Consider the following 21,213-nt stretch of genomic DNA (forward strand, 5'->3'; position numbering starts at 1 on the left):
GCATCAGATCTAATATAAGAGTCTACATGAAAACTAGCTTCATACACTTTTAGAGTTTCAACTGCACACTATTCACTATATTTGTTTTAAAATCTCTCTATATAATTTATTAAACAGGAGTATTCGGCATTAACCATAATATTCCTTCTAAAACAATAAAAAACCTGTCGAAATTGATAGGTAATTCGTTATAAATTAAAGTTTTAAATCAGTAGCATGTAGTTCATTAAAATAATACTTTCATTTCTTTAAACATTACAGAAACAACTTTAAAAGCTTGCCAACAGTCATTGACTGGAAGGCTTAAAATTAAGGGCGCATATTATTCCTTTACAAACAAATGATTTCTATTTAGAAAAATTTATTAGAAATTTATTTTTGTATCGTATCCTTTCAATATAGCTTGAAAGGAGAATTCTATGAGAAAATTATGTAAAGTATTAAAGAATATATGTATTGTGTCGATTGCGGTTATCTTACTGGTGTTACTATCTGTTTTTATATACCATAATTATCAATTAAGTAAAGAATCGTCATTAATCAAAAGTGAGGGAACATTAGTCAATTTTAATAATAAAAAAATCAATGTATACAAGGAAGGGAGCGGTGAGGATACATATGTATTTATGTCTGGATCTGGGATAGCTGCTCCTGTTTATGAACTGAAAGGACTATATAGCAAGTTTTCAAAAGAAAACAAGATTGCGGTTATTGAAAGAGCCGGTTATGGATACAGTGATGCTTTTCACGATGATAGAGATATTGATACGATGTTAGAACAAAGTAGAGAAGCGCTCATACAAAGTGGAAATAAACCTCCGTATATATTAGTGCCACACTCTATCTCGGGTATCGAAGCAATTTACTGGGCACAAAAGTATCCAAATGAAGTGAAGGGAATTATTGCTTTAGATATTGGTTTACCGAAGCAATACGTAACTCATAAAATGAACCTAGTGGATTCATTAAAAGTAAGAGGATTCAATCTGTTAACGAAAATGGGTGTACATCGTCTTTTTCCTTCTGTTACGTATAATCCTGAGGTGATCCGACAATCTTTTTTAACTGAACATGAAAAAGAAATGTATAAAGCACTATCATATAAACAATTTTTTAATAATGATATGGAGCAAGAGCTTTTACAGAGTTACAATAATGGTAAAAAATCAATTAACCTACCGATACCAAAAGAAACACCTATTTTATTTTTAGATGCGATCGCTAAACAGAATGAAAATTCTAAATATACAAAACGAAAAAACGAAGATTATGAGGAGTTTGCAGAGCAACTATTGATAGCAGATGTAATAAAAATTCAAGGTACGCACAGCATTTATTTATATGAGCCTGATGAGATATATAATCTTGCCATGAATTTTATCAATAAAAAAGTAGAAAAACATTAAGAGATTCTTATTTTGAAAATGGAAGGTCTATGTGATGAAGGGATATAAAATTTTAATTGTTGAAGACGATTTAATGATTGGAGATTTATTACAAAAGATTTTGCAACGCGAAGGGTATTATGTATGTTGGAAGAAAGAAGGAAAAGAAGTTATTGATATCATCCACGAGATAGATTTAGTCATAATGGATATTATGTTGCCAGGTGAAGATGGCTATCAAATTACAAAGAAAATAAAAAATCTAGGACTAAATATTCCAATTATTTTTCTATCTGCTCGAAGCGATATGGACAGCAAACTCCAAGGTTTAACAATCGGAGAGGATTATATGATAAAGCCTTTTGATCCTAGAGAACTATTACTAAGAATGCAGAAAATGCTAGATAATCGCTATGGTACTTTTACACAAATCAAACATTTATATATTGATGCTGAGCATAAAAAAGTTTTCAACAATAACTTACATAATGAAGTTGAATTTACTGCGATTGAGCGTAAAATATTCTTCTATTTATATGAAAATAGGAATCGTATTTTAACGAAAGAACATTTCTTTGATTATTTATGGCAACTCGAAGATAGAAATCAAAATATCGTGAATGTGCACATAAAAAAAGTAAGAACAAAAATCAATGATAACACGGGTGAAATTATTCAAAATATATATGGAGAAGGGTATAGATTAAATACCTATATAAAGAAATGAAATTAAAGAAAAAATACCAGTTATTATTATTTTCTGCTGTTATAAGCGTACCGTTTTTATTACTGTTGATTAGTATCTTTATGTCAGTCATTTATAATCTTGCCTTTAAAACGAAAAATAATAATATTCCATTTCATGAATCTTTTGCATATCCTACTATGCTAGGCGTCTTTTTTTTATCGTTATTATTGTTAGCCTTTTTATTTTCGAAATCCATTAATTCACTATTAAATAAAATAAATATATTGAATAAAACCATTCGAAATTTAGCTAGTGATGAAAAAGTTCCGAATAAATTAGATGTTAAAAACGACGATGAAATAGGGGAACTCGTCAGGGCGGTAAATTTATTAATTGAAAGAACTACATATCGAGAATTAGAACTTAAACAGCAAGAGGAAATAAAAAAGGAACTTTTAAATAAATTAAGACATGATATTAACACACCTTTAACAGCTGTTAGGTTACAATTATTCTACTTAGAAGGTCAATATAATGATCAAGCACCAATACTAGAATCGTTATATCAACAAATACAGTATATTGCTGAATTAACCAATGAATTTAATTTACAATCCACTGATACATTAGAGAGTTCTTATGTTTTAAATCATGAGGTGAATATACACGATTTATTAGAAGATATGGTTAAAAAGTGGGACTATTTGTATAGTATTCATGATATTGAATTAATATATAATCCAATAAATAAGGATTTAATATGGACGAGTAACGATTTATGGATTCAAAGGTTATTTGATAACATTTTCCAGAACACGTTAAAACATTCAAAAGCTAAAAAACTTGAGATAACCATTGAAAATAAGGTTGTTTCTATTAAGGATAATGGAATTGGTTTCGATATGAACCGTAAAAGTGCGGGGTTAGGATTAAAAATTATTCAGGATATATCTAGAATGCTCAATGTAAAATATACGTTACAATCAAGTAAAGACGGGACTATATTTTGTTTTACAATAAGTGAAAATAAAAAGAGAAAATGAGTGCAGGTCTTCTTTTGTTTTCATAGCCGAGATGTGGATATTGGGAATCGAAAATAGATAGAATCAATGAATCGGTAGAGAGGAGAAGAAAAAGATGAAATTTCGAAAAGACTGGTGGCTTGGTTTTCTTGGATTAATTGGAGTTTATAAGTTTCCGAATGTAATTGATGCGTTTCAAGGCGAAAAGGAATGGACGGCATTGATTAGCCTCATTTGGTTTATTTGGTTCGGTTATTTTATTCCGGAGAAGAAAGATGATGAAAAGAAAGAATTATAATAAAAACATTTCTATTTCCATGTAATTTTCTGTAAAATAGTAAATGAGAGAATTCATATATTAGATTACTAAATTTGGAGTGATTAGATGCAGCCATTGGAAAATGAAATTCATCCTGATATGGTCAGAGTTTGGAAAGCTCGTGTTTTAATTGAACTAGGCATAAGTGTATTAGTAATCCTTGCTTATCTCTTTTTCATGATTAAATTTAATTGGTGGGCTTGGCTGTTTTATGTACTTATTGGATTGACAGTTGTGTATACACCGTTTGACTACTTTATATTTCCGAAATTACGTCAGCGTTATTACAGCTATCGGTTAAATGAAGAAGAATTAGAAATTCAGCACGGAATGTTTACGGTTAAGCGTGTATTAGTTCCGATGATTCGCGTGCAACACGTTACAATTGAGCAAGGTCCAATTATGAGAAAATATGATTTAGCAGAATTACAAATTTCAACTGCCGCTACTTCGCACAGTATTCCGGGTTTAAAGATGAGAGAAGCAGAACAATTGAAACGACAAATTGGAGAACTTGCGAAGGTGAGTGATGAGGATGTATAAGAGGCAGCATCCAATCACAATGTTACTTGAATTAAAGATTACAGACTTTATACCATTTATTATTTTTCTGTTTAGTTTAAAAGGAAAATTTCCATTTTGGTATTTAGTACCGATAGGTTTCTTAGTGATTTCAGTTATCTCTGTTATTGTTGAGTGGTACTATAAATTATATTGGATCGAAAATAATGTACTGCACATTAAACAAGGACTATTTGTGAAAAAAGAAAGTTACTTGAATAAAGAGCGCGTACAGACGATTAATACAAGTTCAAGTATGTTATATCAAATATTAGGTTTAACGAAGCTCAAAATTGAAACAGCTGGCGGTGGTGGTGAGCCTGAGGTTAGCTTAGCTGGTATTACAGCTGACGAAGCAAAAACATTAATTACAATGTTAAATGAACAGGCAGAGGAACATACAGAAATAGAAGAGGATACTGTAAATGCTAGTTTGACAGAAGAAAATCGGACGGAATATAAGTTGACTTGGAAAGAGATTTTATTAGCATCCGTTACATCTGGTCAATTTGGTTTGTTGTTCTCTTTATTATTCTTTATTTACTCCCAAGTAGATGAATATATCCCGAAATGGATGAAAGAAAGAGTAGAAACATATGTGATGGATCATGATGTGTATGGCTGGATTTATATGGTTGCGGTCTTACTTGTTGTTTCTTGGATTGTATCCACATTTGGTTACGCCTTAAAGCACGCGAACTTTACCGTGCATCGGAAAAATGATGAAGTTCGCATTTCACAAGGACTTCTAGAAAGAAAAGAACTTGTGTTAAAGCTGCACCGCATTCAAGGGATCACGATAAAAGAAGGGATATTCCGTCAACCATTTGGTTACTGCTCTGTACATGTAGAAGTGATTCAAAACAATGAAAAAGGTGAGGAGAATGTTACGCTTCATCCGGTCATTCGGAAAGACCGCGTCGCAGAATTGCTTGCTCATTTGCAGTTGCCATATGAACTAAATCAAAATGTTACAGCCTTGCCAAAAACGGCACTGCGCCGCTATTTATTAGAGAGTTTTCTTTTCTTTTGTATATTAGCAGTTCCGATTACAGGCGCAAGTGTATATTTTGAAAAATATTTTGTGATTTGGACACTGTTACCCTTGTTTGGATTACTTTTGTCACTCGGATATGCGAAATTCCGTGCAGGTGGCTATAGAGTAGAAGGAGAGCAGTTAACGATGGTGTATCGTAACATTGCTAAATATACAGGTTTAGTAAGAAGAAGACATGTACAATCAATCGAGAAAACGCAATCTTATTTTCAGCGTGGAGCGCATTTATGTTCGCAGACTTTCTCTAGTGCATCCACAAATTATAAATTAGAGCATACGCGTTTAGAAGATGCAGAGTGTATGTTAGATTGGTATAAGAATAAGTAGAAACCTAAATAGAAAAAAGACAAACCTTTTCTTTTTAGAGGGGGAATAGAGGATCTGGCCATGCGTAGAAGCGGTCAGATCCTTTTTTAGCCCCATGTCAAGTGAAAACAAAAGGAGAAAATGAGTGGAGATCTGCTTTTGTTTTCATAACCGTAATTTGTATGTTGGAAATCAAAATTATATAAAATGAAAAACTGATAGAAAACCATTCTTTTTGGGTAGGAGAGAGGATTCGATCATGGATAGAAGCGGTCAGCTCTTTTTTTCTCCATGCCAAGTGAAACCAGAGAGAGAAAACGAGTGCAAGTCCATATTGTTTTTCATAGCAGCGACTTATATGTAAAAAAGGGGTTCATCAAGTTAAGGAAAATCATTACCAAAAAAACGAAAAAATACTATTCTTTCTGTATTACGATAGAAAGTGTTGAATGATAATAATGTTGTTTCATTTGTTATGCGAATAACACAGCAGGACAGTTAATTGATAGACAAACAAGTGAATGGCAACCTCTATTTTCTTTCCAATCGTTTTTATGCAATATCGCATGAAAAATGATTGGAATTTTTGTTATAATATTATAATTGTACACTTCAAATCTTGTTGTTTAGTCGCTAATATTGTCTATGAAAACGAAAAACTTATAATATTGGATATTTATTTTAGTTTTGCAACGCCCTCACTGTTAATGCTTGATAGATAAATAGGTCAACAGAAGGGAAATATGAATTTATGAAACAAAACATCAAAATGTTAGCTATGGCAGTTGGTCTAACAGTTATGGGGTCAACAGTAGCTACTTATGCAAGTGCTGATACAGGGTGGAAACAAACTGGATCGGTATGGAATTACTACAATGTAAACGGCGCGAAGCAAACAGGTTGGCAGTCAATTAATGGAGCATGGTACTACTTCAACGGAAGCGGAGCAATGCAAACAGGTTGGCAGTCAATTAATGGAGCATGGTACTACTTCAACGGAAGTGGAGCAATGCAAACAGATTGGCAGTCAATTAATGGGGCATGGTACTACTTCAACGGAAGTGGAGCAATGCAAGCAGATTGGCAGTCAATTAATGGGGCATGGTACTACTTCAACGGAAGTGGAGCAATGCAAACAGATTGGCAGTCAATTAATGGAGCATGGTACTACTTCAACGGAAGTGGAGCAATGCAAACAAATTGGCAGTCAATTAATGGAGCATGGTACTACTTCAACGGAAGTGGAGCAATGCAAACAGGTTGGCAGTCAATTAATGGAGCATGGTACTACTTTAGTGGAAGCGGAGCAATGCAAACAGGCTGGATCCAAGATAATGGTAAAAAGTATTACTTTGAAAGTAATGGTGTTTGGAATCCAAACGCTGCAAATGCAAATAACGTTTCACGACCTGACGGGCAACTATTAGACGCATTTCAAAATGAAATAAAAAAGCATATTAATAATCAAGAAGAAAATATAACAATGACATACAAATCCAAAAACTCTAATATTAATGAAGTTATGGATACACTTGTTAAAGAATACGACAAGGCAGTCGAATCTAACGAATACTTAAATTATAATATCGCAAATACACAATACTCTATTCGTGGTATTCCAGGAAATTACACGTTTACATTAAAGATTACATACCGTGAATCTAAAGAACAAACGAACTATGTAAAGACACAAGCGAAATCAATTATCAATTCCATTGTTCAAGCTGGTATGGATGAACACGAGAAAGTAAAAGCAATTCATGATTATGTTGTAAAACATGTCTCTTATGATACTTCTTTCCAAGCTTATACAGCGTATGAAGCTTTAGCAAACCGTTCTGCTGTTTGTCAGGGATATGCATTATTAACATATCAATTGTTAAAAGAGGCTGGAATAGAAAATCATATTGTAACAGGAACTGGAAATGGACAACCACATGCTTGGAATCAAGTGAAAATTGAAGGAAAATGGTACCATCTTGATACAACTTTTGATGATCCAATTCCAGATGTGCAAGGACGAGTAACTTATTCATACTATAATCTGTCTGATGCACAAATCGCTCAAGATCACCAGTGGGATCGTAATAAATTTGCGGCAGCAACAACAAATTACACGAATGAATTAGCAAATAAAATCCAGTCAGGTAGCTCAAAATCATGGAAATACCAGGACATTTTAAAAGCCATCAAACGTTAAACTGTATCTTTTGGTACAAAAACTTTAATACATTTGCTTAGACATACGGATATGATGAGCCTATAAAGGTGAGTAATATCCGTATGAAAAAGTACATGTATTCACGTAGAGGGCGTTGCAAAACCAAAATAAATATTTAATATTACATATCAATAAAACTAGCTAAACATAGAATATATAGTGATTCAATTTTCACGATAGTAGCGACTATTGGGGCTACACTTAAGAAGTCTAATCTTAACGAATATATATTGTAGTTCTAGACAACTGCATTTGATGGCACATTGGAAGGGAGGAAGCAACTTTAATTGATGAAGAGTGCTTCCTTATTCTATTTTCTAAAGCTTTAATCTCAAAACTTAACCATATAGAGAATATTCTTTCTGTATCACGATAGAAAGTGTTGAATGATCATAATGTTGTTTCATTTGTTATACAGATAACACAGCAGGATAGTTACATGAAACATGAAGGAATATTGGAATCAGTAACGAAATGTTCAATGAATGACGATGGTGTTGGCTCTTCGATAGTATTTTTTAGGAGATGATTGATTTGAAGTTGTTGCAAATAAGACTTTTGGTCAAAGATTTTAAGAAAAGTGCCGTGTTTTACAGAGATCTATTGGAATTTCCAGTGAGTTGGTACGAGGAAGACATGGAATATGCGCTTTTCAATAATGGAGAAACGAAAATTGAGCTTGTATCTCGAAACGTGATGGCCGAATTGGTCGGAGAAGGAAATAAGCCTTTAGAAGCTGAGTCCCAATCAAAATTCTTGCTTCAATTTGAAGTTGAAGATGTCGATCAGACTTATAACCGTTTCAAAGAAAAAGGAATTGAATTTGTTAATGAACCGCATGATCGTGAGGAATGGCGAGCGCGTGTTGCACATTTTCGTGACCCTGACGATAACTTAATTGAGATATATAAAATGCTGTAATTCGATTGTTCAAAATGGGATTAGGTTAAACAACTTTAGTAACACAGTTCGATTTATTTGAACTGTGTTACTTGTGTTTGTAAGAGTAGAATCTTTATAGGGAACGAACAGAAAAGACGGTGTTTTTTTGCATGAGGTATCAGATTAACTTACTTGTTTATCTCCACAAGCTCTCCAACTGCTGGTCAAAAAGGTAGGGAGTAAGTACTAAGCAAAATATTTCATAGCATTATGCGTGTAGTTAAGCTAAAAAGTACATAACGTTAAAAAATGACCTATTTCAGGTTTATTTCGCATGCCTTCCTTCAGTAACGTAGAAAATTGTCTTGTAGAAAGAGTTCTACTCTAGCCATTTATAAATATTTAGCTTGATGGGCATGGGCTGAACCCCTAATTGACAAAAAATGAGAATAGTAGTAATCTAACGTAAAACATACGCTACCGTATTTTACTGGAGAGATGATATGCAATTAACGAGGGAAGATTGGATAAAAGCAGGATTACAACAATTAGCTGATGAAGGGATACATAAAGTTCGCATTGAAGCACTTGCTCGATTGCTAAAAATAAGCAAAGGAAGCTTCTATCACTATTTTCGTGACCATCAAGAGCTTTTAGATTCTATGCTCGACTTTTGGGAAGTACATGCAACAAAGCTGATTGTTCAAAGTATGGAGCAACAGGATGCCTCTTTAGAAAAGCTATTACAGATTAGTTTTAATCGAGATAAAAAAATTGAGAATGGTATTTATACTTGGGCTAAATATGATCCTGTTGTGGCAGTACGTTTAGTAGATATGGAAGAACAGAGAATTTCTTGTGTTGCAAAATTGTATCAAAAAATGGGCATAGACGAAACTGAATCAATTGATCGAGCGAGACTTGCCTATTTAACGTATGTAGGATGGATGACAAGGTTTGAAGCAAATCCTAATTTTGATATTGATAAAATGGTTGAGCTTTTAACTTCTTTCAGCGGGTGTCCAAACATCCGCTGAAAGAAGTTAAAGCCTCCGGACGCAATTATGCCGAGGCATAATTGATTATTCGATAATAAATGTCCCTAATATGGTTATAAAACCTGAAGGGACAAAATTTTCACTATAACATACGGTAGTGTATGTTTTATTTGAAGTTACGACATTGGGGGCGAATAAATGAAATTACTATTAATATTAGTAGCTGTAGGGCTTCTGTGGTTTATCAGTTTTTTGCATATTTATTGGGCTTTTGGAGGTCGATGGGGTTCTGCCGCTGTTCTCCCAGTAAAAGAGGGAGAACATAAGCCTGCTTTTACTCCGAGAATATGGGGAACATTATTCGTAGCCATTCTTATTCTACTGGCTAGTGTCATTATTGTTGTTCAAGGAGGTTATTTGCAAGGGTTCCAAGCAAATAGTTTATCTAAAATCGGAAGTATTGTCTGTGCTTTAGTTTTCATCATTAGGGCAATTGGTGATTTTAAGTTTGTTGGATTTTTTAAAAAAATTAAACATTCTCAGTTTGCTAGATACGACACTTGGTTCTATAGTCCATTATGTTTATTCTTTGGCTTTGTCTATATCATGTTGTTGTTTTAATAAGTATAATGAATTCCCTATAAGGGGCACCGCAACATCGCCATCAAGCTAAGAAAAACATAATACAGAAATATGTAAAATTTTCGGTTCCGGTGCAAAAACTTCAAGATACATGCAAGTAACCTCTAAATCTTGGACATACTGATACTATTACTCTAAAAAAGGTGTGTGATCGGTATGAAAAAGGAAAATTTGTTCAAATGGAAACATTACCAACCTGATATTATTTTGTTAACGGTAAGATGGTACCTACGGTACAACCTCAGCTTTCGTGATTTGGTGGAAATGATGGAAGAACGGGGTTTATCCATTTCCCATACAACGATTATGCGTTGGGTTCATCAGTATGGTCCTGAATTGGACAAGCGAATCCGACGTCACCTCAAACAAACAAATGACTCCTGGAGAATCGATGAAATATATATCAAAGTAAAAGGTCAATGGATGTATCTGTATCGTGCCGTGGATTCCGAAGGAAACACGATTGATTTTTATCTCAGTAAAACAAGAGACAAACAGGCTGCAAAGCACTTCTTTAAGAAAGCTTTGCGGTCTTTGCATGTTTCTAAACCTCGTGTCATAACAGTCGATAAGAATCCGGCTTATCCTATAGCAATTGAACAGTTGAAAAAAGAGAAAAGCATATCTGACGGTATGCAACTTAGACAACAGAAGTACTTGAATAACATAGTAGAGCAAGATCATCGCTTTATAAAGAAACGAGTTCGTTCTATGTTAGGATTAAAAACGTTTCAAACAGCCAAACGGATCATCTGTGGAGTAGAGGTGATGTATATGCTGAAAAAAGGACAACTGCAACAAGGGATGGAGTCTGTCCAAAACGAGATTGAATTCATACATAAATTATTTGGAGTAGCATCATAACTCCTAGATGAAAAGGATATGGAGGCTCTATGTTTCTAACAAATCATATTTGCACCAGAACCCGATAGATTGATAAGCATTTCAAATGCCATTCCACGGTTTCCTAATCCCATTGTTATTCCTCACTTTCTATTAAAAGGATTATTTTGTTAAAAACTTTGTTCAAATTCATATCTAGTATATTTTTCTTATATTTTCCATTAAAATTAAATCAAAACTACTTTACTAACTAAGGAGAAAACAATGAAACATAACATTAATCTATGGTCCTTTATTTGTTCTCTGATTTGTATTGGTTTATTCCGTTTATATTTTGAAATCCCATCTGAAATATTCAAGTTTTTTACGGATTCACTACACATTCACCCTTTATTCATTTTACTAGTTTTAACAGTAGGAACTTTTTTTGCTGGCATGATTGGCTTCTCTAAGGTAAATAATTGGGTAGCGATGCTTAGAAGCATAGTAACAGTCCTACTAACATTTTCATTATCTGTATTTCTAACACTTACTTTGATTGTAGGATATGCGTTAAGTTAAAACGCAATTTAAATACAAGACTGAATAAAACTCAATATTCCGTCAATACTGTAGATACCCATTTCTTAACCTATTCCACAACCTGAGCAGTTAGCTTTTGCTAGCTGCTCTTATTTCTTCTTCTGAAGCATGTCTTAAAAATTCTGTAGAAGCTAACCACCTAGTTTTATCACCACATAATTCAATTCTGATAATTTGATTTCTTGGCTTTATAACTCGTGCTAGCCCATGTAGTTCTGGATAATCTGGATGAACAACCATTACATAGTCATCTTCTTTGAATTCCATATCCATCCCCCTTTTCTACAAAATGAAATTTTAGTTCATATTTTCGTCATATTTCCAAAAAATTTTCATCAACTTACAAAATATGACACTATCTCTATTTCTTAATTGGTCTTATTTAGTATGTCAATTAGGTTATAACACTTGATTGATAGATAACCAATATAGAATAGGAGATGTATTTATGTTAAAAAAATTAGCGATTGGAACATTAGCGATCGGAATTTTATTGCCTGGAAACTTGGCACATGCCACGTCGCCTCCACAAGTGCATAACCCCTTAGAAATTAAACCACTAGTACAAACGTCATTACTCTCAGAACAATATTCTTATAGTTTCTCAAGTTTATCTGATCCTAGACAATTCGGTCACATCTATGTGAATAATGCAGGACATATCACTTTTAATGTTGATCAAAAAACAGTTGATGGTAAAAGAATAACGTACGCCTTCTTAAAAATGGAACCAGATGGTTCTTCGACTATCTTCGGTTCTGGTACATTTAAAGGTACCGGTTCATTTACTTTTACAACTAATAAGCCAGCTCCTGTAGGAACTTATATGCTGTATGTGAAAAAGGTGGACTCTATACGTTCCTCTGATTCATCAGGAACTATCACATTTACCACACCTTGATATTCATACACTTCTCTTTTCGGTTCTGGTGCAAATATAGGGTTCAGCCGAGATACGTGTAAAAACGGGTCATAGGCTTACTTTTATTTCCAGTAGATGACCCGTTTTATGTTTATACCGGTATATTTTCCTCTACTGGTTGAGGGATGCTTTGTAAATCGATGACATAATCACCAAAACGTTTAATGTGCCTTGTAAGGTATGGACTCAGCATAACATGATCTTCTCGTGAAAACTTATACCCTTCATTTATGGGGCGAATTTATTAAGCACACAGAAAAGCTGAAGAGAGCTCTTTTATTTTTGTTCCGCAATCGGGCTATATTCTGGAAAAAGAAAGGGATTTAGATAAGGCATCTAGAAAGTTAAAGTTACTTCCAAAAAAGGGAAGTATTGAATTAGATATGTAGATAGATAAAGATATATAGCTACAAGTCCTAAAGGGCGTAGATTTCGAGGTGGATAAGGGCAGTATTTTCGCCCTGCTCGGCTCCAATGAGGCGGACAAGACAACGGTTGTAGAATAAACGTCTGATGAACACATGGCTCTATGTTAAGTGCAGGACATATCTCGATTCTGATAACCCAGAAAAGGAAGTGAGTCAGATTTTGATTGCCAATATTCATTTTCTTTAATGCATCGAATCCACCTTTTTGACAAAGGGCTTTCAAGCATGAATAACAAAAGAGAATTTGTAGTTTTAAAACAATAGGGCTGATAAAAAAGTAAAAAGAGGGAAACCAAATGAAAAAGATTACAACAGAAGATTTTCGTTCATCAGAAAATGGGGAAAAAAGGAGAGATTCATGATGGGACAAAGTAACAAAGGCTTCTCCGAAACAGGGCTGCACAAAATGCGCAACGTGCTGGCACGACATGTCGATTCCGGGAAGATTCCTGGGGTCGTCGCCTTAGTCAGCCGGAACGGTGAGACGCACGTCGAAGTGCTCGGCACGATGCGCCATGATGGTGGTGCGCCGATGCGCCGGGACACGATCTTTCGGATGGCCTCGACGTCCAAGCCGCTTGCGATTGCGGCGGCAATGATCCTGCTCGACGAGTGCAGGCTGCGGCTGGATGACCTGGTAGAGACGTGGCTACCGGAACTCGCCGACCGGCGGGTGCTGAAGCGGATCGACGGCCCGCTGGACGATACCGTGCCAGCGCGGCGGCCGATCACCGTACGGGACCTGCTGACTTCCACGTTCGGGCTCGGCATGGATATTACGTCGCTGGGCACTCCGATCATGAACGCGATCTTCGAGAAGGGGCTCACGCCCGATCTACCGGTGCCGATGCCCAAGCCGGATGAGTGGATGCGCCGCCTTGGCGAGCTTCCGCTGATGCACCAGCCCGGAGAGCGCTGGCAATACCACATCAGCAACGATTTACTCGGCGTGCTCGTCGCCAGGGTCACGGGCCAGTCGTTTGAGACGTTCCTGCGCGAACGCATCTTCGCCCCCCTAGGCATGAAGGACACCGGTTTCCACGTGCCCGCCAACAAGATCGACCGGTTGCCGACCCTCTACGCCCCGAACCCGCAGAACGGAGAGTTCATCGTGTGGGACGAGGCCAAGGGGGGACGCTGGAGCCAGCCTCCGGCGTTCCAGGGCGGCGGCGGTGGGCTGGTCTCCACCGTCGACGACTACAACGCGTATTTACGGATGCTGCTGAATCACGGGATGCACGAAAGCGAACGGATCCTGTCCCGGCCCGCCGTCCAGCTGATGACCACCAACCGCCTCACGCCCGAGCAGCAAGCCGCTCGAAACGCCATGGCCACAAACAACGTCCATGTGTCATTCGGCCAAGGGCAGCACGGCGGCTGGGGCTTCGGGATGGCGGTGCGCACCTATCGTGGCGACTACGCGCCCATCGGCCAGTTCGGCTGGGACGGCGGAAGCGGCACCACGACCTACGCCGACCCGGACAACCAGCTCACCGGAATCCTGCTTACTCAGGTCGGGCTGTCAGTCCCGAATTCGGCACGGCTTATCCACGACTTCTGGACCATGGTCTACCAGGCAATCGAAGACTGACACCGAGCCCGCGGTTCGTCGTTCGTTTAAAAAAAGGCTGGTGAATTTCATCGACCTTATTGGGGCAGAATCAGGACGTGACGCGGAGTTGGTTGGACGGAGTGGAAGCGGGCAGGGGCATGGCCGCAAGTCCTTGGAGGTCTATTCAAAGCTTGCAATCACCGATGCCCAGCAGGGATATAACGAGGTCATCAATAATTTAATTACATCTACATTGCGGGTGGTGTCAGCTTCGCTGGTACTACCCCCAATAGGGGGCTTAGCTTAACAAGCCAAATTATAAAGTCGGTTCCTAAGGAATTCGACTTTTTTAGGTTGAATTTCACAATTCGTGTTTCTTTAATACTATTTTTGACATTGTTCGATTTGGAAATAAAAGTAATCCTATGACCCGTTTTTACACGTATCTCGGCTGAACCCCATCTAAGCGTACGAAATCTGCGAAATGATGGTGCTACCTCATCACCATCAAGCTAAGAAAAGCGAATACCCCAAAACGAAAAAATTGACATCTCCAGGAGAAAATGTGCATTTTTTGTTTTGGGGTGTTATAAAATTCTTAAGTTGATGGGCATCATGGGGGTCCCGCCATATATAAGTAAAATAAAAAAGAATCCGATCTTTGGATTCTTTTTTGCTACTGATAAGTGGGGTTATGTGAACTGATTTAGATACCCTTACTTGAATTCTACAATATGGTATAATTTGGTTGTGAAATTAAAAGGGGTGTGGGTATGGAAGACGTATATGGAGGACTAAGATATTTTGGTTTTTTACTTGTATTAGTATTTGGTATGGGATTTATTATACGTTGGATTTTTCGTGATGTAATTTCGTTAGATCAATTACTTGGTTTAAGTATAGGAATTATTACGTTAATAATGGCGTTTTTTGTAAAGAAATACAGTAAGGAGCTAAATACTACTAGTTAATTTATGCTTTCTTTGATGAGTATCTCAATAGTGATGAGATACTCATTTTTTTGCTTGCATGGGATTTAATCCCTTTATTTATATTGTTTTGAATGTATACTTTTATTGTTGATTTTGAGGATATCAGAGGATTTGAAAGTAAACTAATAATAAAAAGTTTACATTTGATTTTTAAAATTTTAATTTGTTTGTGCTATATTTATTAGAAAAGGGCACGAATTAATGCTGAAATTTATTTGGTCTTTAGTTTTTGCTCTTATATTTTTTTGGGTGGTACGTGGCCCACTGATACCATACATATCTTCAAATCAAAATATTGTTGCTATTTTAGTTATTTTCACAGTAGTTATTATTAATTCTTGGATTATTGATTTAATAAATCGTTTATACAAGAAAAAGAAAACTGGACTAGATGGTTAATTTAGTTCATTTTTCTTTTTCATTTTTTCTTGAAAATATTTTTTTGAATGGTATGAGATATATTTTAACCAAAAAACTGAAAATTAAAATATTTAAATGTATAATAAAGTACAGAAGATATTGAAGAAAAAATAGAGAAGAGGGAATATCGTATGACTAGTTTAAAAAATGTTCTTGAGCTTGATTTTGCATATCTTGAAACCTTTACTAGCCGAATAGAGAAATCATGGGGTTCTATATTTTATAATGAAAATAACCCATGTTATTATGATGCAAATCATGCACATGTAAGTGTAGTAAGTTTGAATCCACAAATGATAGTAGATGAAGTAGTTCATTTCTATAAGACTAAAAATATAGTACCTAGATTTTATATATACAACTTAGATATGCAAGAAAAACTGATTTCTGAATTACAAATAAAGAATTTTGGGTTTGAAGAATTAATAAGTCCAATCCAATTATGGAATAAGAAATTAACTAAAAAAGATAAAAATGAAAAAGTTACTATTGAAAAGGTATCTGAATTAAATTTTGAAGAAGCTTTAGATATTGAATGTAGTATAAAAGAGTTAGGAGGCGAAGTTAGAAAAAAAGCTTTTCAAGATGAATTCCAACATCCAGCATTCACTCACTATCTACTTAGATACAATGGAGTAGCATGTTCCATCGCTTGTATTTTTGAACATGAAAAACAGGCTCGAATGGAAAGTGTAGCTACAATTGAAAAGTTTAGAGGTAAAGGATTAATAGGTGAACTTATTCACTTTATTCAAAGTGAAGTAATGAATAGAGGACTAGATAATCTTTGGGTGATCCCAATTAACGAAACAGTAGAAAAAGTGTATGAAAAGTATGGATTTGAAACAGTAGAAAAAATTAAAACGGGACATGCGTTTTTAGAAGGAAAAAGCATTAAAGAAATTCACGAGGGGTAGAAAAAATCAACCTATTTTGCTGAAGATAATTATTTAGTTAACAAGTATCTTGAAAGTGAACTAATAATAAGAGGTTTACTTTCATATTTATTATAAGAAGAAAAAAAGACGACTTTACATTAGTCGCCTTTTTTTCTAAAAAATCATGTTAAATCATTAAGTAATTAAGCGTTTATTTTATTTAAAATTGAAACCTTATTAGTGGTAAATAATATATAATTCTGTTTTTTAGTTTTAATTAAAATGCGATCAGTTGTGCCATATGCTGTTCCTATTCGAATCGCATCAGCTTTTTCAATACCAGCATAAGTATCATCTTCAGTAACTTCAATAATTTCATTTAATGGAATACTAACTTTTGCTAATTGCCATTTAATAATTAGTTCCTCTGTTGTTTTTATAACATCAATACCTAACATATCACCAAGACCTTCCTATTCTATTTTCTAAATATAATTATAAATTAAATAAATATATTTGTAATTAACTATCTTTATTGGATATTTATGTTTACGGATGATATGGATAACAAAGTATTTTTATCTATTATTAAAAGTTTACTTTCAACGGTTCACTACATACTTATAATTTAATATGCACATTAATAATAGTGTAATATAGTTAAAAGGTTCAGTTCTATCATAAATATATTGACTCAAATCCAGGGAAATATTCAATGACTGGAAAAGTAAAATACGTAAATCTAATCTATTGTTGGTTGTATTCTACATATTCAGAAAATAACAAGTTTTATTTTTACAAAAAATGTTTATTCTTCCTTGTTTTGTATTGTATGATTATGGCATATTACAAAGTATACATATTTAATAGATTTCTAAATTTGGAGTGATCAAATGCAGCCATTAGAAAATGAAATTCATCCGAATATGGTTAAGGTGTGGAAGATCCATGCATTAATTGGTGCAGGGGTACTTGTAAGTATCGTTTTAGCATATCTCTTTTTTATGATCAAGTTTAATTGGTGGGGTTGGTTGTTTAGTATATTGGTCGTTGCCACGATTATATATACGCCACTAGACTATTTTATCTTTCCGAAACTACGTCAGCGTTATTATAGCTATCGATTAGATGAAGAAGAGATTGAAATTCAAAAAGGGATGTTTGTTGTAAAGCGTGTGTTAGTTCCAATGATTCGTGTTCAGCATGTGACGATTGAACAAGGGCCGATTATGAGAAAATATGAACTAGCAGAATTACAAATTTCAACGGCAGCGACTTCTCATAGTATTCCAGGACTAACAAAGAGAGAGGCAGAACAGTTGAAACGACAAATTGGGGAACTTGCGAAAGTGAGTGATAAGGATGTATAAGAGGCAACATCCGATTACTATATTATTTGATATAAGGATTTCTAGTTTATTTCCCCTTATTATCATTGTTTTATTTGGTCCTAAAGATGAAGTAGAGCCTTGGTACTTATTTCCCATTTTCATTCTAGGTTTTTTGTTGATTTTGGCCATATTTTCGTTTGTGAAATGGTACTTTAAAGTGTATTGGATTGAAAATAATATTTTACATATAAAACACGGGGTATTTGTCAAAAAAGAAAGCTATTTAAATAAAGAGCGTGTGCAAACAATTAGTACAGCTTCAAATATCATCTATCAGTTATTTGGGTTAACGAAGCTCAAAATTGAGACGGCTGGTGGCGGAAAGGACCCAGAGGTGACGTTAGCTGGAATTAAGGAAGAGCAAGTGAAAGAATTAATCGCCTTATTAAATAAAGTAGAAAGTAAGAAAACTTTAAAAGAAGAGGAAACCCTACCGTCAGAAACAAATACAACTGTTTATCAGTTAACGCCAAAAGAAATTTTGCTAGCATCTATTACATCTGGTCAGTTCGGTTTATTATTTTCTGGGTTGATTTTCCTTTATACACAGTTTGATAACGTTCTTCCGAAATGGTTAATAGAAAAAGTAGAAACGTATGTGAAAGACAATAGTGTGTATGATTTGTTATGTATGGTTGCTATTTTAATTGTAATCTCATGGATCATTTCTACAATTGGTTATGCTTTAAAACATGCGAACTTTACAGTGCAGAGAAATGGAAATGAAATTCGTATTTCACAAGGGCTACTTGAAAAGAAAGAGATTGTGTTAAAACTGCACCGGATTCAGGCATTGACAATGAAAGAAGGAATCCTTCGTCAACCGTTTGGGTATTGTTCTATTGAAGTAGAAGTCATTCAGAGCATAGATACAAATAATATGAATGTCATATTGCACCCGCTCATGAAGAAAAAAGATGTGCAAGAGTTGCTGGCATATTTAGATTTGCCTTATGAAATGGAAGAGGAGATCGTCCATTTACCGAAAGCAGCATTACGCCGTTATCTCATTATGAGTTGGATGATTTTTGTAGCTGTAGCAGTACCGATTATAGGAGCGAGTGTATATTTTCAGCAATATAGTGCTTTATTTGTATTAGTGCCATTATTTTTGTTCTTTACGATTCTTGGATATGGCAAGTATAAAACGGGTGGATATGCGATAAAATCTGATCAGTTAACGCTTGTGTACAGGGGCATTGCAAAGTATACAGGATTTGTGAAAAGAAAACATGTACAAGCAATGACAAAAACGCAATCATACTTTCAGCGAAAAGATAGATTGTATACGTATATTGTAGCAGTAGCTTGCAGTGTTGCGGGACGTCATTATGAATTGAAGCATGTGCGTGAAGAGGATGTAGCCCGTATTCATGAATGGTATAAGCAAAAATAAAAAAAAGTTAGATATATAACCCGGATAGTGGATAATTCAAAAATTCTATTATTCGGGTTTCTTGTATGTTATTGCATGTATTTTATGGTCATTTTTAAGATAGAAGTGCTTTTGACGCAAGTATTGTGAAAGAGGGAAGAGATAGGTGAAAATTAGAATTCAGTGCAGGCGATTATAATTAGAGACAACCAAATATTAACGATTAAGAAATATGACTATAACAAGTTTATCCCGCATTAACGGACAGTAACACTCCCACCTCAAAATTCAGCGAAAGCAAGGAAGTTAGGTGGGAGATGAACTGTCCGTAAAAGCCCGATTGGTTCAACTAATAATCAGTGGGGGATGAAGAAAACCCCCACTGATTAAAGTTTCACTTTATGAACATCCTACCTGGTGGTGGTCAAAAACCGGGAGAAACTTTAAAAGAAGCTGTTGTCAGAGAATGTTTGTAGGAAACTGGATTAAAAGTACAAGCAGGAGAATTGCTAATTGTAAGTGATGAGTATATAGGAAAGAATCATGAACATGCCGAGTGGGATCGTAATGTACATGTCGTTGTTCATCTTTTTGAATGCCTGTATCCGGATGACGATCGTTCTTTTGGGGAAGGGACAGAATTTGATCCTGATCAACTAGCACTTGAATGGTTGCCGCTAGAAGACCTTTTAAACACAAACCTTTATCCAAAAGCAATCATACCGTTCTTAACAGAATATGGTCTTCAAAGTAGGAAGTCCGCAATTTATGTTGGGGACATGGGATAATATGTAGCAATTCGTAAATGAAAATGAGAGATTCAGTCAAAGTTAAAATCGTAACTAGATGAATATAAATGATAGAAAACAGCACCTCTTTTCCCTTGCATTAACTGCCCGTAAAGAAGCCTCTCACTGATTAAAGTTTCACGTTATCTAGTTAAAAATAGACACTTATAAGCATATGTTGTGGTTAGGGAAACTCAATAAATGTGTGAAGATTTATTGTAGAGGAGAGAAATGTGATGGGATTAACAATTTTACATATAGAAGATGATAAAGAAATTGGATTATGGGTAAGTGAGTTTTTTACTGAACGGGGATATAAAGTGATTTGGTTAAAGTCTGGCCATCATGCATTTGAATACATGGAACAAACGGACGTTGTTATTATGGACATTATGCTTCCGGGGCTTGATGGTTATACGGTTGGACAGCGAATGAAGCAAAAGTTCCCTGAAATACCAATTATGATGCTCACAGCGAGAGCTTCAATAGAAGATAAACTGCAAGGGCTTGCTTTTGCAGATGATTATATGACGAAGCCGTACCATCCTGATGAACTCGAGGCCCGCATTCATGTTCTCTTAAGGCGACTCGGTGTGGTTTCTCCGGATCATATACAGTTGAACCATTTAAGTATTGACCGGAAAGCCAACCGTATTTTGAGTTCACAAACGAATAAAGAGATTGTCTTAACTGGTAAACAGTTTCATATCTTTATGTTTCTCTTCAATCATCCAAATCAGATTTTGACTCAAAAGCAAATATATGAAGCTGTGTGGGAAGATTCATATATAAAAGGGGATCGGACTCTTATGGTCCACATTCGTCATTTGCGTGAAAAAATAGAGATTGATCCCAGTCATCCTCAGATTATCGAGACGATTCGCGGCATCGGGTATCGGTTGAAGTTATGAATATTCGAAGATCGCTCGTTACCAAATATTTATTATTGATCCTTGCCTCT

At 35.3% G+C, this 21,213-nt stretch carries 24 protein-coding genes and 1 pseudogene; 23 read left to right on the plus strand and 2 right to left on the minus strand.

Going from position 1 to position 21,213, the window contains the following annotated elements; genetic code table 11:
- The first annotated feature begins 419 nt into the window (after nt 1-419).
- The 12 genes from NSQ40_RS05595 (at nt 420) to NSQ40_RS05650 (ending at nt 11,485) form a co-directional block, all read left to right on the plus strand.
- Nucleotides 420-1,406 carry an alpha/beta fold hydrolase gene (locus NSQ40_RS05595; RefSeq protein WP_033795934.1) on the plus strand — a complete coding sequence of 329 codons (987 nt, stop codon included), beginning with the start codon at nt 420-422 and terminating at the stop codon, nt 1,404-1,406.
- Nucleotides 1,407-1,440: 34 nt separating this feature from the next.
- Nucleotides 1,441-2,112, plus strand: coding sequence for a response regulator transcription factor (locus tag NSQ40_RS05600; protein ID WP_033795935.1), 672 nt, complete (start codon nt 1,441-1,443; stop codon nt 2,110-2,112).
- The gene (locus tag NSQ40_RS05605) at nt 2,109-3,116 is read left to right on the plus strand and encodes a sensor histidine kinase (protein ID WP_033795936.1); all 1,008 of its coding nucleotides are present in this window, start codon (nt 2,109-2,111) and stop codon (nt 3,114-3,116) included. Before NSQ40_RS05600 ends, NSQ40_RS05605 begins: the two co-directional genes overlap by 4 nt.
- 94 nt (nt 3,117-3,210) lie before the next feature.
- On the plus strand, nt 3,211-3,393 hold the full coding sequence (locus tag NSQ40_RS05610; RefSeq protein WP_018782678.1) for a hypothetical protein: 183 nt from the start codon (nt 3,211-3,213) through the stop codon (nt 3,391-3,393).
- A gap of 87 nt (nt 3,394-3,480) precedes the next feature.
- Nucleotides 3,481-3,957, plus strand: a complete 477-nt coding sequence (locus tag NSQ40_RS05615) for a PH domain-containing protein (RefSeq protein ID WP_003195753.1) — start codon at nt 3,481-3,483, stop codon at nt 3,955-3,957.
- Nucleotides 3,950-5,359: a PH domain-containing protein gene (locus NSQ40_RS05620; protein ID WP_097787158.1), complete on the plus strand. Its 1,410-nt coding sequence runs from the start codon at nt 3,950-3,952 to the stop codon at nt 5,357-5,359. The genes NSQ40_RS05615 and NSQ40_RS05620 overlap by 8 nt, the downstream gene beginning before the upstream one ends.
- 730 nt (nt 5,360-6,089) lie before the next feature.
- Nucleotides 6,090-7,538, plus strand: a complete 1,449-nt coding sequence (locus NSQ40_RS05625; RefSeq protein WP_191663961.1) for a transglutaminase domain-containing protein — start codon at nt 6,090-6,092, stop codon at nt 7,536-7,538.
- Between the two features lie 555 nt (nt 7,539-8,093).
- Nucleotides 8,094-8,480: a VOC family protein gene (locus NSQ40_RS05630; protein ID WP_033796644.1), complete on the plus strand. Its 387-nt coding sequence runs from the start codon at nt 8,094-8,096 to the stop codon at nt 8,478-8,480.
- A gap of 464 nt (nt 8,481-8,944) precedes the next feature.
- Nucleotides 8,945-9,478 carry a TetR/AcrR family transcriptional regulator gene (locus NSQ40_RS05635; protein WP_018782671.1) on the plus strand — a complete coding sequence of 178 codons (534 nt, stop codon included), beginning with the start codon at nt 8,945-8,947 and terminating at the stop codon, nt 9,476-9,478.
- Nucleotides 9,479-9,637: 159 nt separating this feature from the next.
- A complete protein-coding gene (locus NSQ40_RS05640; protein ID WP_003204883.1) occupies nt 9,638-10,060 on the plus strand; it encodes a DUF3995 domain-containing protein in 423 nt (140 codons plus the stop codon).
- Between the two features lie 177 nt (nt 10,061-10,237).
- On the plus strand, nt 10,238-10,945 hold the full coding sequence (locus tag NSQ40_RS05645) for an IS6 family transposase (protein ID WP_033796643.1): 708 nt from the start codon (nt 10,238-10,240) through the stop codon (nt 10,943-10,945).
- A gap of 243 nt (nt 10,946-11,188) precedes the next feature.
- Nucleotides 11,189-11,485, plus strand: a complete 297-nt coding sequence (locus NSQ40_RS05650) for a hypothetical protein (protein WP_033796642.1) — start codon at nt 11,189-11,191, stop codon at nt 11,483-11,485.
- A gap of 90 nt (nt 11,486-11,575) precedes the next feature.
- Here NSQ40_RS05650 and NSQ40_RS05655 read toward each other — a convergent pair whose 3' ends face one another.
- Nucleotides 11,576-11,779 carry a hypothetical protein gene (locus tag NSQ40_RS05655; RefSeq protein WP_003203517.1) on the minus strand — a complete coding sequence of 68 codons (204 nt, stop codon included), beginning with the start codon at nt 11,777-11,779 and terminating at the stop codon, nt 11,576-11,578.
- A 175-nt stretch (nt 11,780-11,954) separates the two neighbouring features.
- On the opposite strand from NSQ40_RS05655, the gene NSQ40_RS05660 reads away from it, so the two are divergent.
- From NSQ40_RS05660 to NSQ40_RS05685, 6 genes and pseudogenes are all read left to right on the plus strand, one after another.
- Nucleotides 11,955-12,407, plus strand: a complete 453-nt coding sequence (locus NSQ40_RS05660) for a hypothetical protein (RefSeq protein WP_098217686.1) — start codon at nt 11,955-11,957, stop codon at nt 12,405-12,407.
- Nucleotides 12,408-12,838: 431 nt separating this feature from the next.
- Nucleotides 12,839-12,928: pseudogene (locus NSQ40_RS05665) on the plus strand (ABC transporter ATP-binding protein); the annotation flags it as partial.
- A 289-nt stretch (nt 12,929-13,217) separates the two neighbouring features.
- Nucleotides 13,218-14,447, plus strand: coding sequence for a serine hydrolase domain-containing protein (locus NSQ40_RS05670; RefSeq protein ID WP_098217685.1), 1,230 nt, complete (start codon nt 13,218-13,220; stop codon nt 14,445-14,447).
- A gap of 734 nt (nt 14,448-15,181) precedes the next feature.
- Nucleotides 15,182-15,379, plus strand: a complete 198-nt coding sequence (locus tag NSQ40_RS05675) for a hypothetical protein (protein ID WP_018766616.1) — start codon at nt 15,182-15,184, stop codon at nt 15,377-15,379.
- A 222-nt stretch (nt 15,380-15,601) separates the two neighbouring features.
- On the plus strand, nt 15,602-15,799 hold the full coding sequence (locus tag NSQ40_RS05680; protein ID WP_018766615.1) for a hypothetical protein: 198 nt from the start codon (nt 15,602-15,604) through the stop codon (nt 15,797-15,799).
- Nucleotides 15,800-15,951: 152 nt separating this feature from the next.
- Nucleotides 15,952-16,737, plus strand: a complete 786-nt coding sequence (locus NSQ40_RS05685) for a GNAT family N-acetyltransferase (protein WP_003209449.1) — start codon at nt 15,952-15,954, stop codon at nt 16,735-16,737.
- 164 nt (nt 16,738-16,901) lie between these two features.
- Here the strand turns inward: NSQ40_RS05685 and NSQ40_RS05690 are convergent, their stop codons facing one another.
- Nucleotides 16,902-17,156, minus strand: coding sequence for a SunI/YnzG family protein (locus NSQ40_RS05690; protein WP_003195766.1), 255 nt, complete (start codon nt 17,154-17,156; stop codon nt 16,902-16,904).
- Nucleotides 17,157-17,591: 435 nt separating this feature from the next.
- Here NSQ40_RS05690 and NSQ40_RS05695 point away from each other — a divergent pair, with 435 nt between their 5' ends.
- The 5 genes from NSQ40_RS05695 (at nt 17,592) to NSQ40_RS05715 (ending at nt 21,163) form a co-directional block, all read left to right on the plus strand.
- Nucleotides 17,592-18,068: a PH domain-containing protein gene (locus tag NSQ40_RS05695; protein ID WP_003195767.1), complete on the plus strand. Its 477-nt coding sequence runs from the start codon at nt 17,592-17,594 to the stop codon at nt 18,066-18,068.
- On the plus strand, nt 18,061-19,485 hold the full coding sequence (locus NSQ40_RS05700; protein WP_258248171.1) for a PH domain-containing protein: 1,425 nt from the start codon (nt 18,061-18,063) through the stop codon (nt 19,483-19,485). Before NSQ40_RS05695 ends, NSQ40_RS05700 begins: the two co-directional genes overlap by 8 nt.
- A 380-nt stretch (nt 19,486-19,865) precedes the next feature.
- Nucleotides 19,866-19,940 (plus strand): hypothetical protein, encoded by a 75-nt coding sequence (locus tag NSQ40_RS05705; RefSeq protein WP_327823658.1) that lies wholly within the window; start codon nt 19,866-19,868, stop codon nt 19,938-19,940.
- Nucleotides 19,941-19,970: 30 nt separating this feature from the next.
- A complete protein-coding gene (locus tag NSQ40_RS05710; RefSeq protein ID WP_003195771.1) occupies nt 19,971-20,252 on the plus strand; it encodes a hypothetical protein in 282 nt (93 codons plus the stop codon).
- A 236-nt stretch (nt 20,253-20,488) separates the two neighbouring features.
- On the plus strand, nt 20,489-21,163 hold the full coding sequence (locus NSQ40_RS05715; protein WP_003195773.1) for a response regulator transcription factor: 675 nt from the start codon (nt 20,489-20,491) through the stop codon (nt 21,161-21,163).
- Nucleotides 21,164-21,213: the final 50 nt, after the last annotated feature.

The organism is Bacillus sp. FSL K6-6038, from assembly GCF_038050455.1.
GTDB classification, from domain to species: Bacteria; Bacillota; Bacilli; order Bacillales; family Bacillaceae_G; genus Bacillus_A; species Bacillus_A pseudomycoides.

What these genes read in the sequence shown, in the direction of transcription:
- NSQ40_RS05595 (WP_033795934.1), top strand. Translation starts at nt 420, where the DNA reads ATGAGAAAATTATGTAAAGTATTAAAGAATATATGTATTGTGTCGATT.
- NSQ40_RS05600 (WP_033795935.1), top strand. Translation starts at nt 1,441, where the DNA reads ATGAAGGGATATAAAATTTTAATTGTTGAAGACGATTTAATGATTGGA.
- NSQ40_RS05605 (WP_033795936.1), top strand. Translation starts at nt 2,109, where the DNA reads ATGAAATTAAAGAAAAAATACCAGTTATTATTATTTTCTGCTGTTATA.
- NSQ40_RS05610 (WP_018782678.1), top strand. Translation starts at nt 3,211, where the DNA reads ATGAAATTTCGAAAAGACTGGTGGCTTGGTTTTCTTGGATTAATTGGA.
- NSQ40_RS05615 (WP_003195753.1), top strand. Translation starts at nt 3,481, where the DNA reads ATGCAGCCATTGGAAAATGAAATTCATCCTGATATGGTCAGAGTTTGG.
- NSQ40_RS05620 (WP_097787158.1), top strand. Translation starts at nt 3,950, where the DNA reads ATGTATAAGAGGCAGCATCCAATCACAATGTTACTTGAATTAAAGATT.
- NSQ40_RS05625 (WP_191663961.1), top strand. Translation starts at nt 6,090, where the DNA reads ATGAAACAAAACATCAAAATGTTAGCTATGGCAGTTGGTCTAACAGTT.
- NSQ40_RS05635 (WP_018782671.1), top strand. Translation starts at nt 8,945, where the DNA reads ATGCAATTAACGAGGGAAGATTGGATAAAAGCAGGATTACAACAATTA.
- NSQ40_RS05640 (WP_003204883.1), top strand. Translation starts at nt 9,638, where the DNA reads ATGAAATTACTATTAATATTAGTAGCTGTAGGGCTTCTGTGGTTTATC.
- NSQ40_RS05645 (WP_033796643.1), top strand. Translation starts at nt 10,238, where the DNA reads ATGAAAAAGGAAAATTTGTTCAAATGGAAACATTACCAACCTGATATT.
- NSQ40_RS05650 (WP_033796642.1), top strand. Translation starts at nt 11,189, where the DNA reads ATGAAACATAACATTAATCTATGGTCCTTTATTTGTTCTCTGATTTGT.
- NSQ40_RS05655 (WP_003203517.1), bottom strand. Translation starts at nt 11,779, where the DNA reads ATGGATATGGAATTCAAAGAAGATGACTATGTAATGGTTGTTCATCCA.
- NSQ40_RS05660 (WP_098217686.1), top strand. Translation starts at nt 11,955, where the DNA reads ATGTTAAAAAAATTAGCGATTGGAACATTAGCGATCGGAATTTTATTG.
- NSQ40_RS05670 (WP_098217685.1), top strand. Translation starts at nt 13,218, where the DNA reads ATGGGACAAAGTAACAAAGGCTTCTCCGAAACAGGGCTGCACAAAATG.
- NSQ40_RS05675 (WP_018766616.1), top strand. Translation starts at nt 15,182, where the DNA reads ATGGAAGACGTATATGGAGGACTAAGATATTTTGGTTTTTTACTTGTA.
- NSQ40_RS05680 (WP_018766615.1), top strand. Translation starts at nt 15,602, where the DNA reads ATGCTGAAATTTATTTGGTCTTTAGTTTTTGCTCTTATATTTTTTTGG.
- NSQ40_RS05685 (WP_003209449.1), top strand. Translation starts at nt 15,952, where the DNA reads ATGACTAGTTTAAAAAATGTTCTTGAGCTTGATTTTGCATATCTTGAA.
- NSQ40_RS05690 (WP_003195766.1), bottom strand. Translation starts at nt 17,156, where the DNA reads ATGTTAGGTATTGATGTTATAAAAACAACAGAGGAACTAATTATTAAA.
- NSQ40_RS05695 (WP_003195767.1), top strand. Translation starts at nt 17,592, where the DNA reads ATGCAGCCATTAGAAAATGAAATTCATCCGAATATGGTTAAGGTGTGG.
- NSQ40_RS05700 (WP_258248171.1), top strand. Translation starts at nt 18,061, where the DNA reads ATGTATAAGAGGCAACATCCGATTACTATATTATTTGATATAAGGATT.
- NSQ40_RS05715 (WP_003195773.1), top strand. Translation starts at nt 20,489, where the DNA reads ATGGGATTAACAATTTTACATATAGAAGATGATAAAGAAATTGGATTA.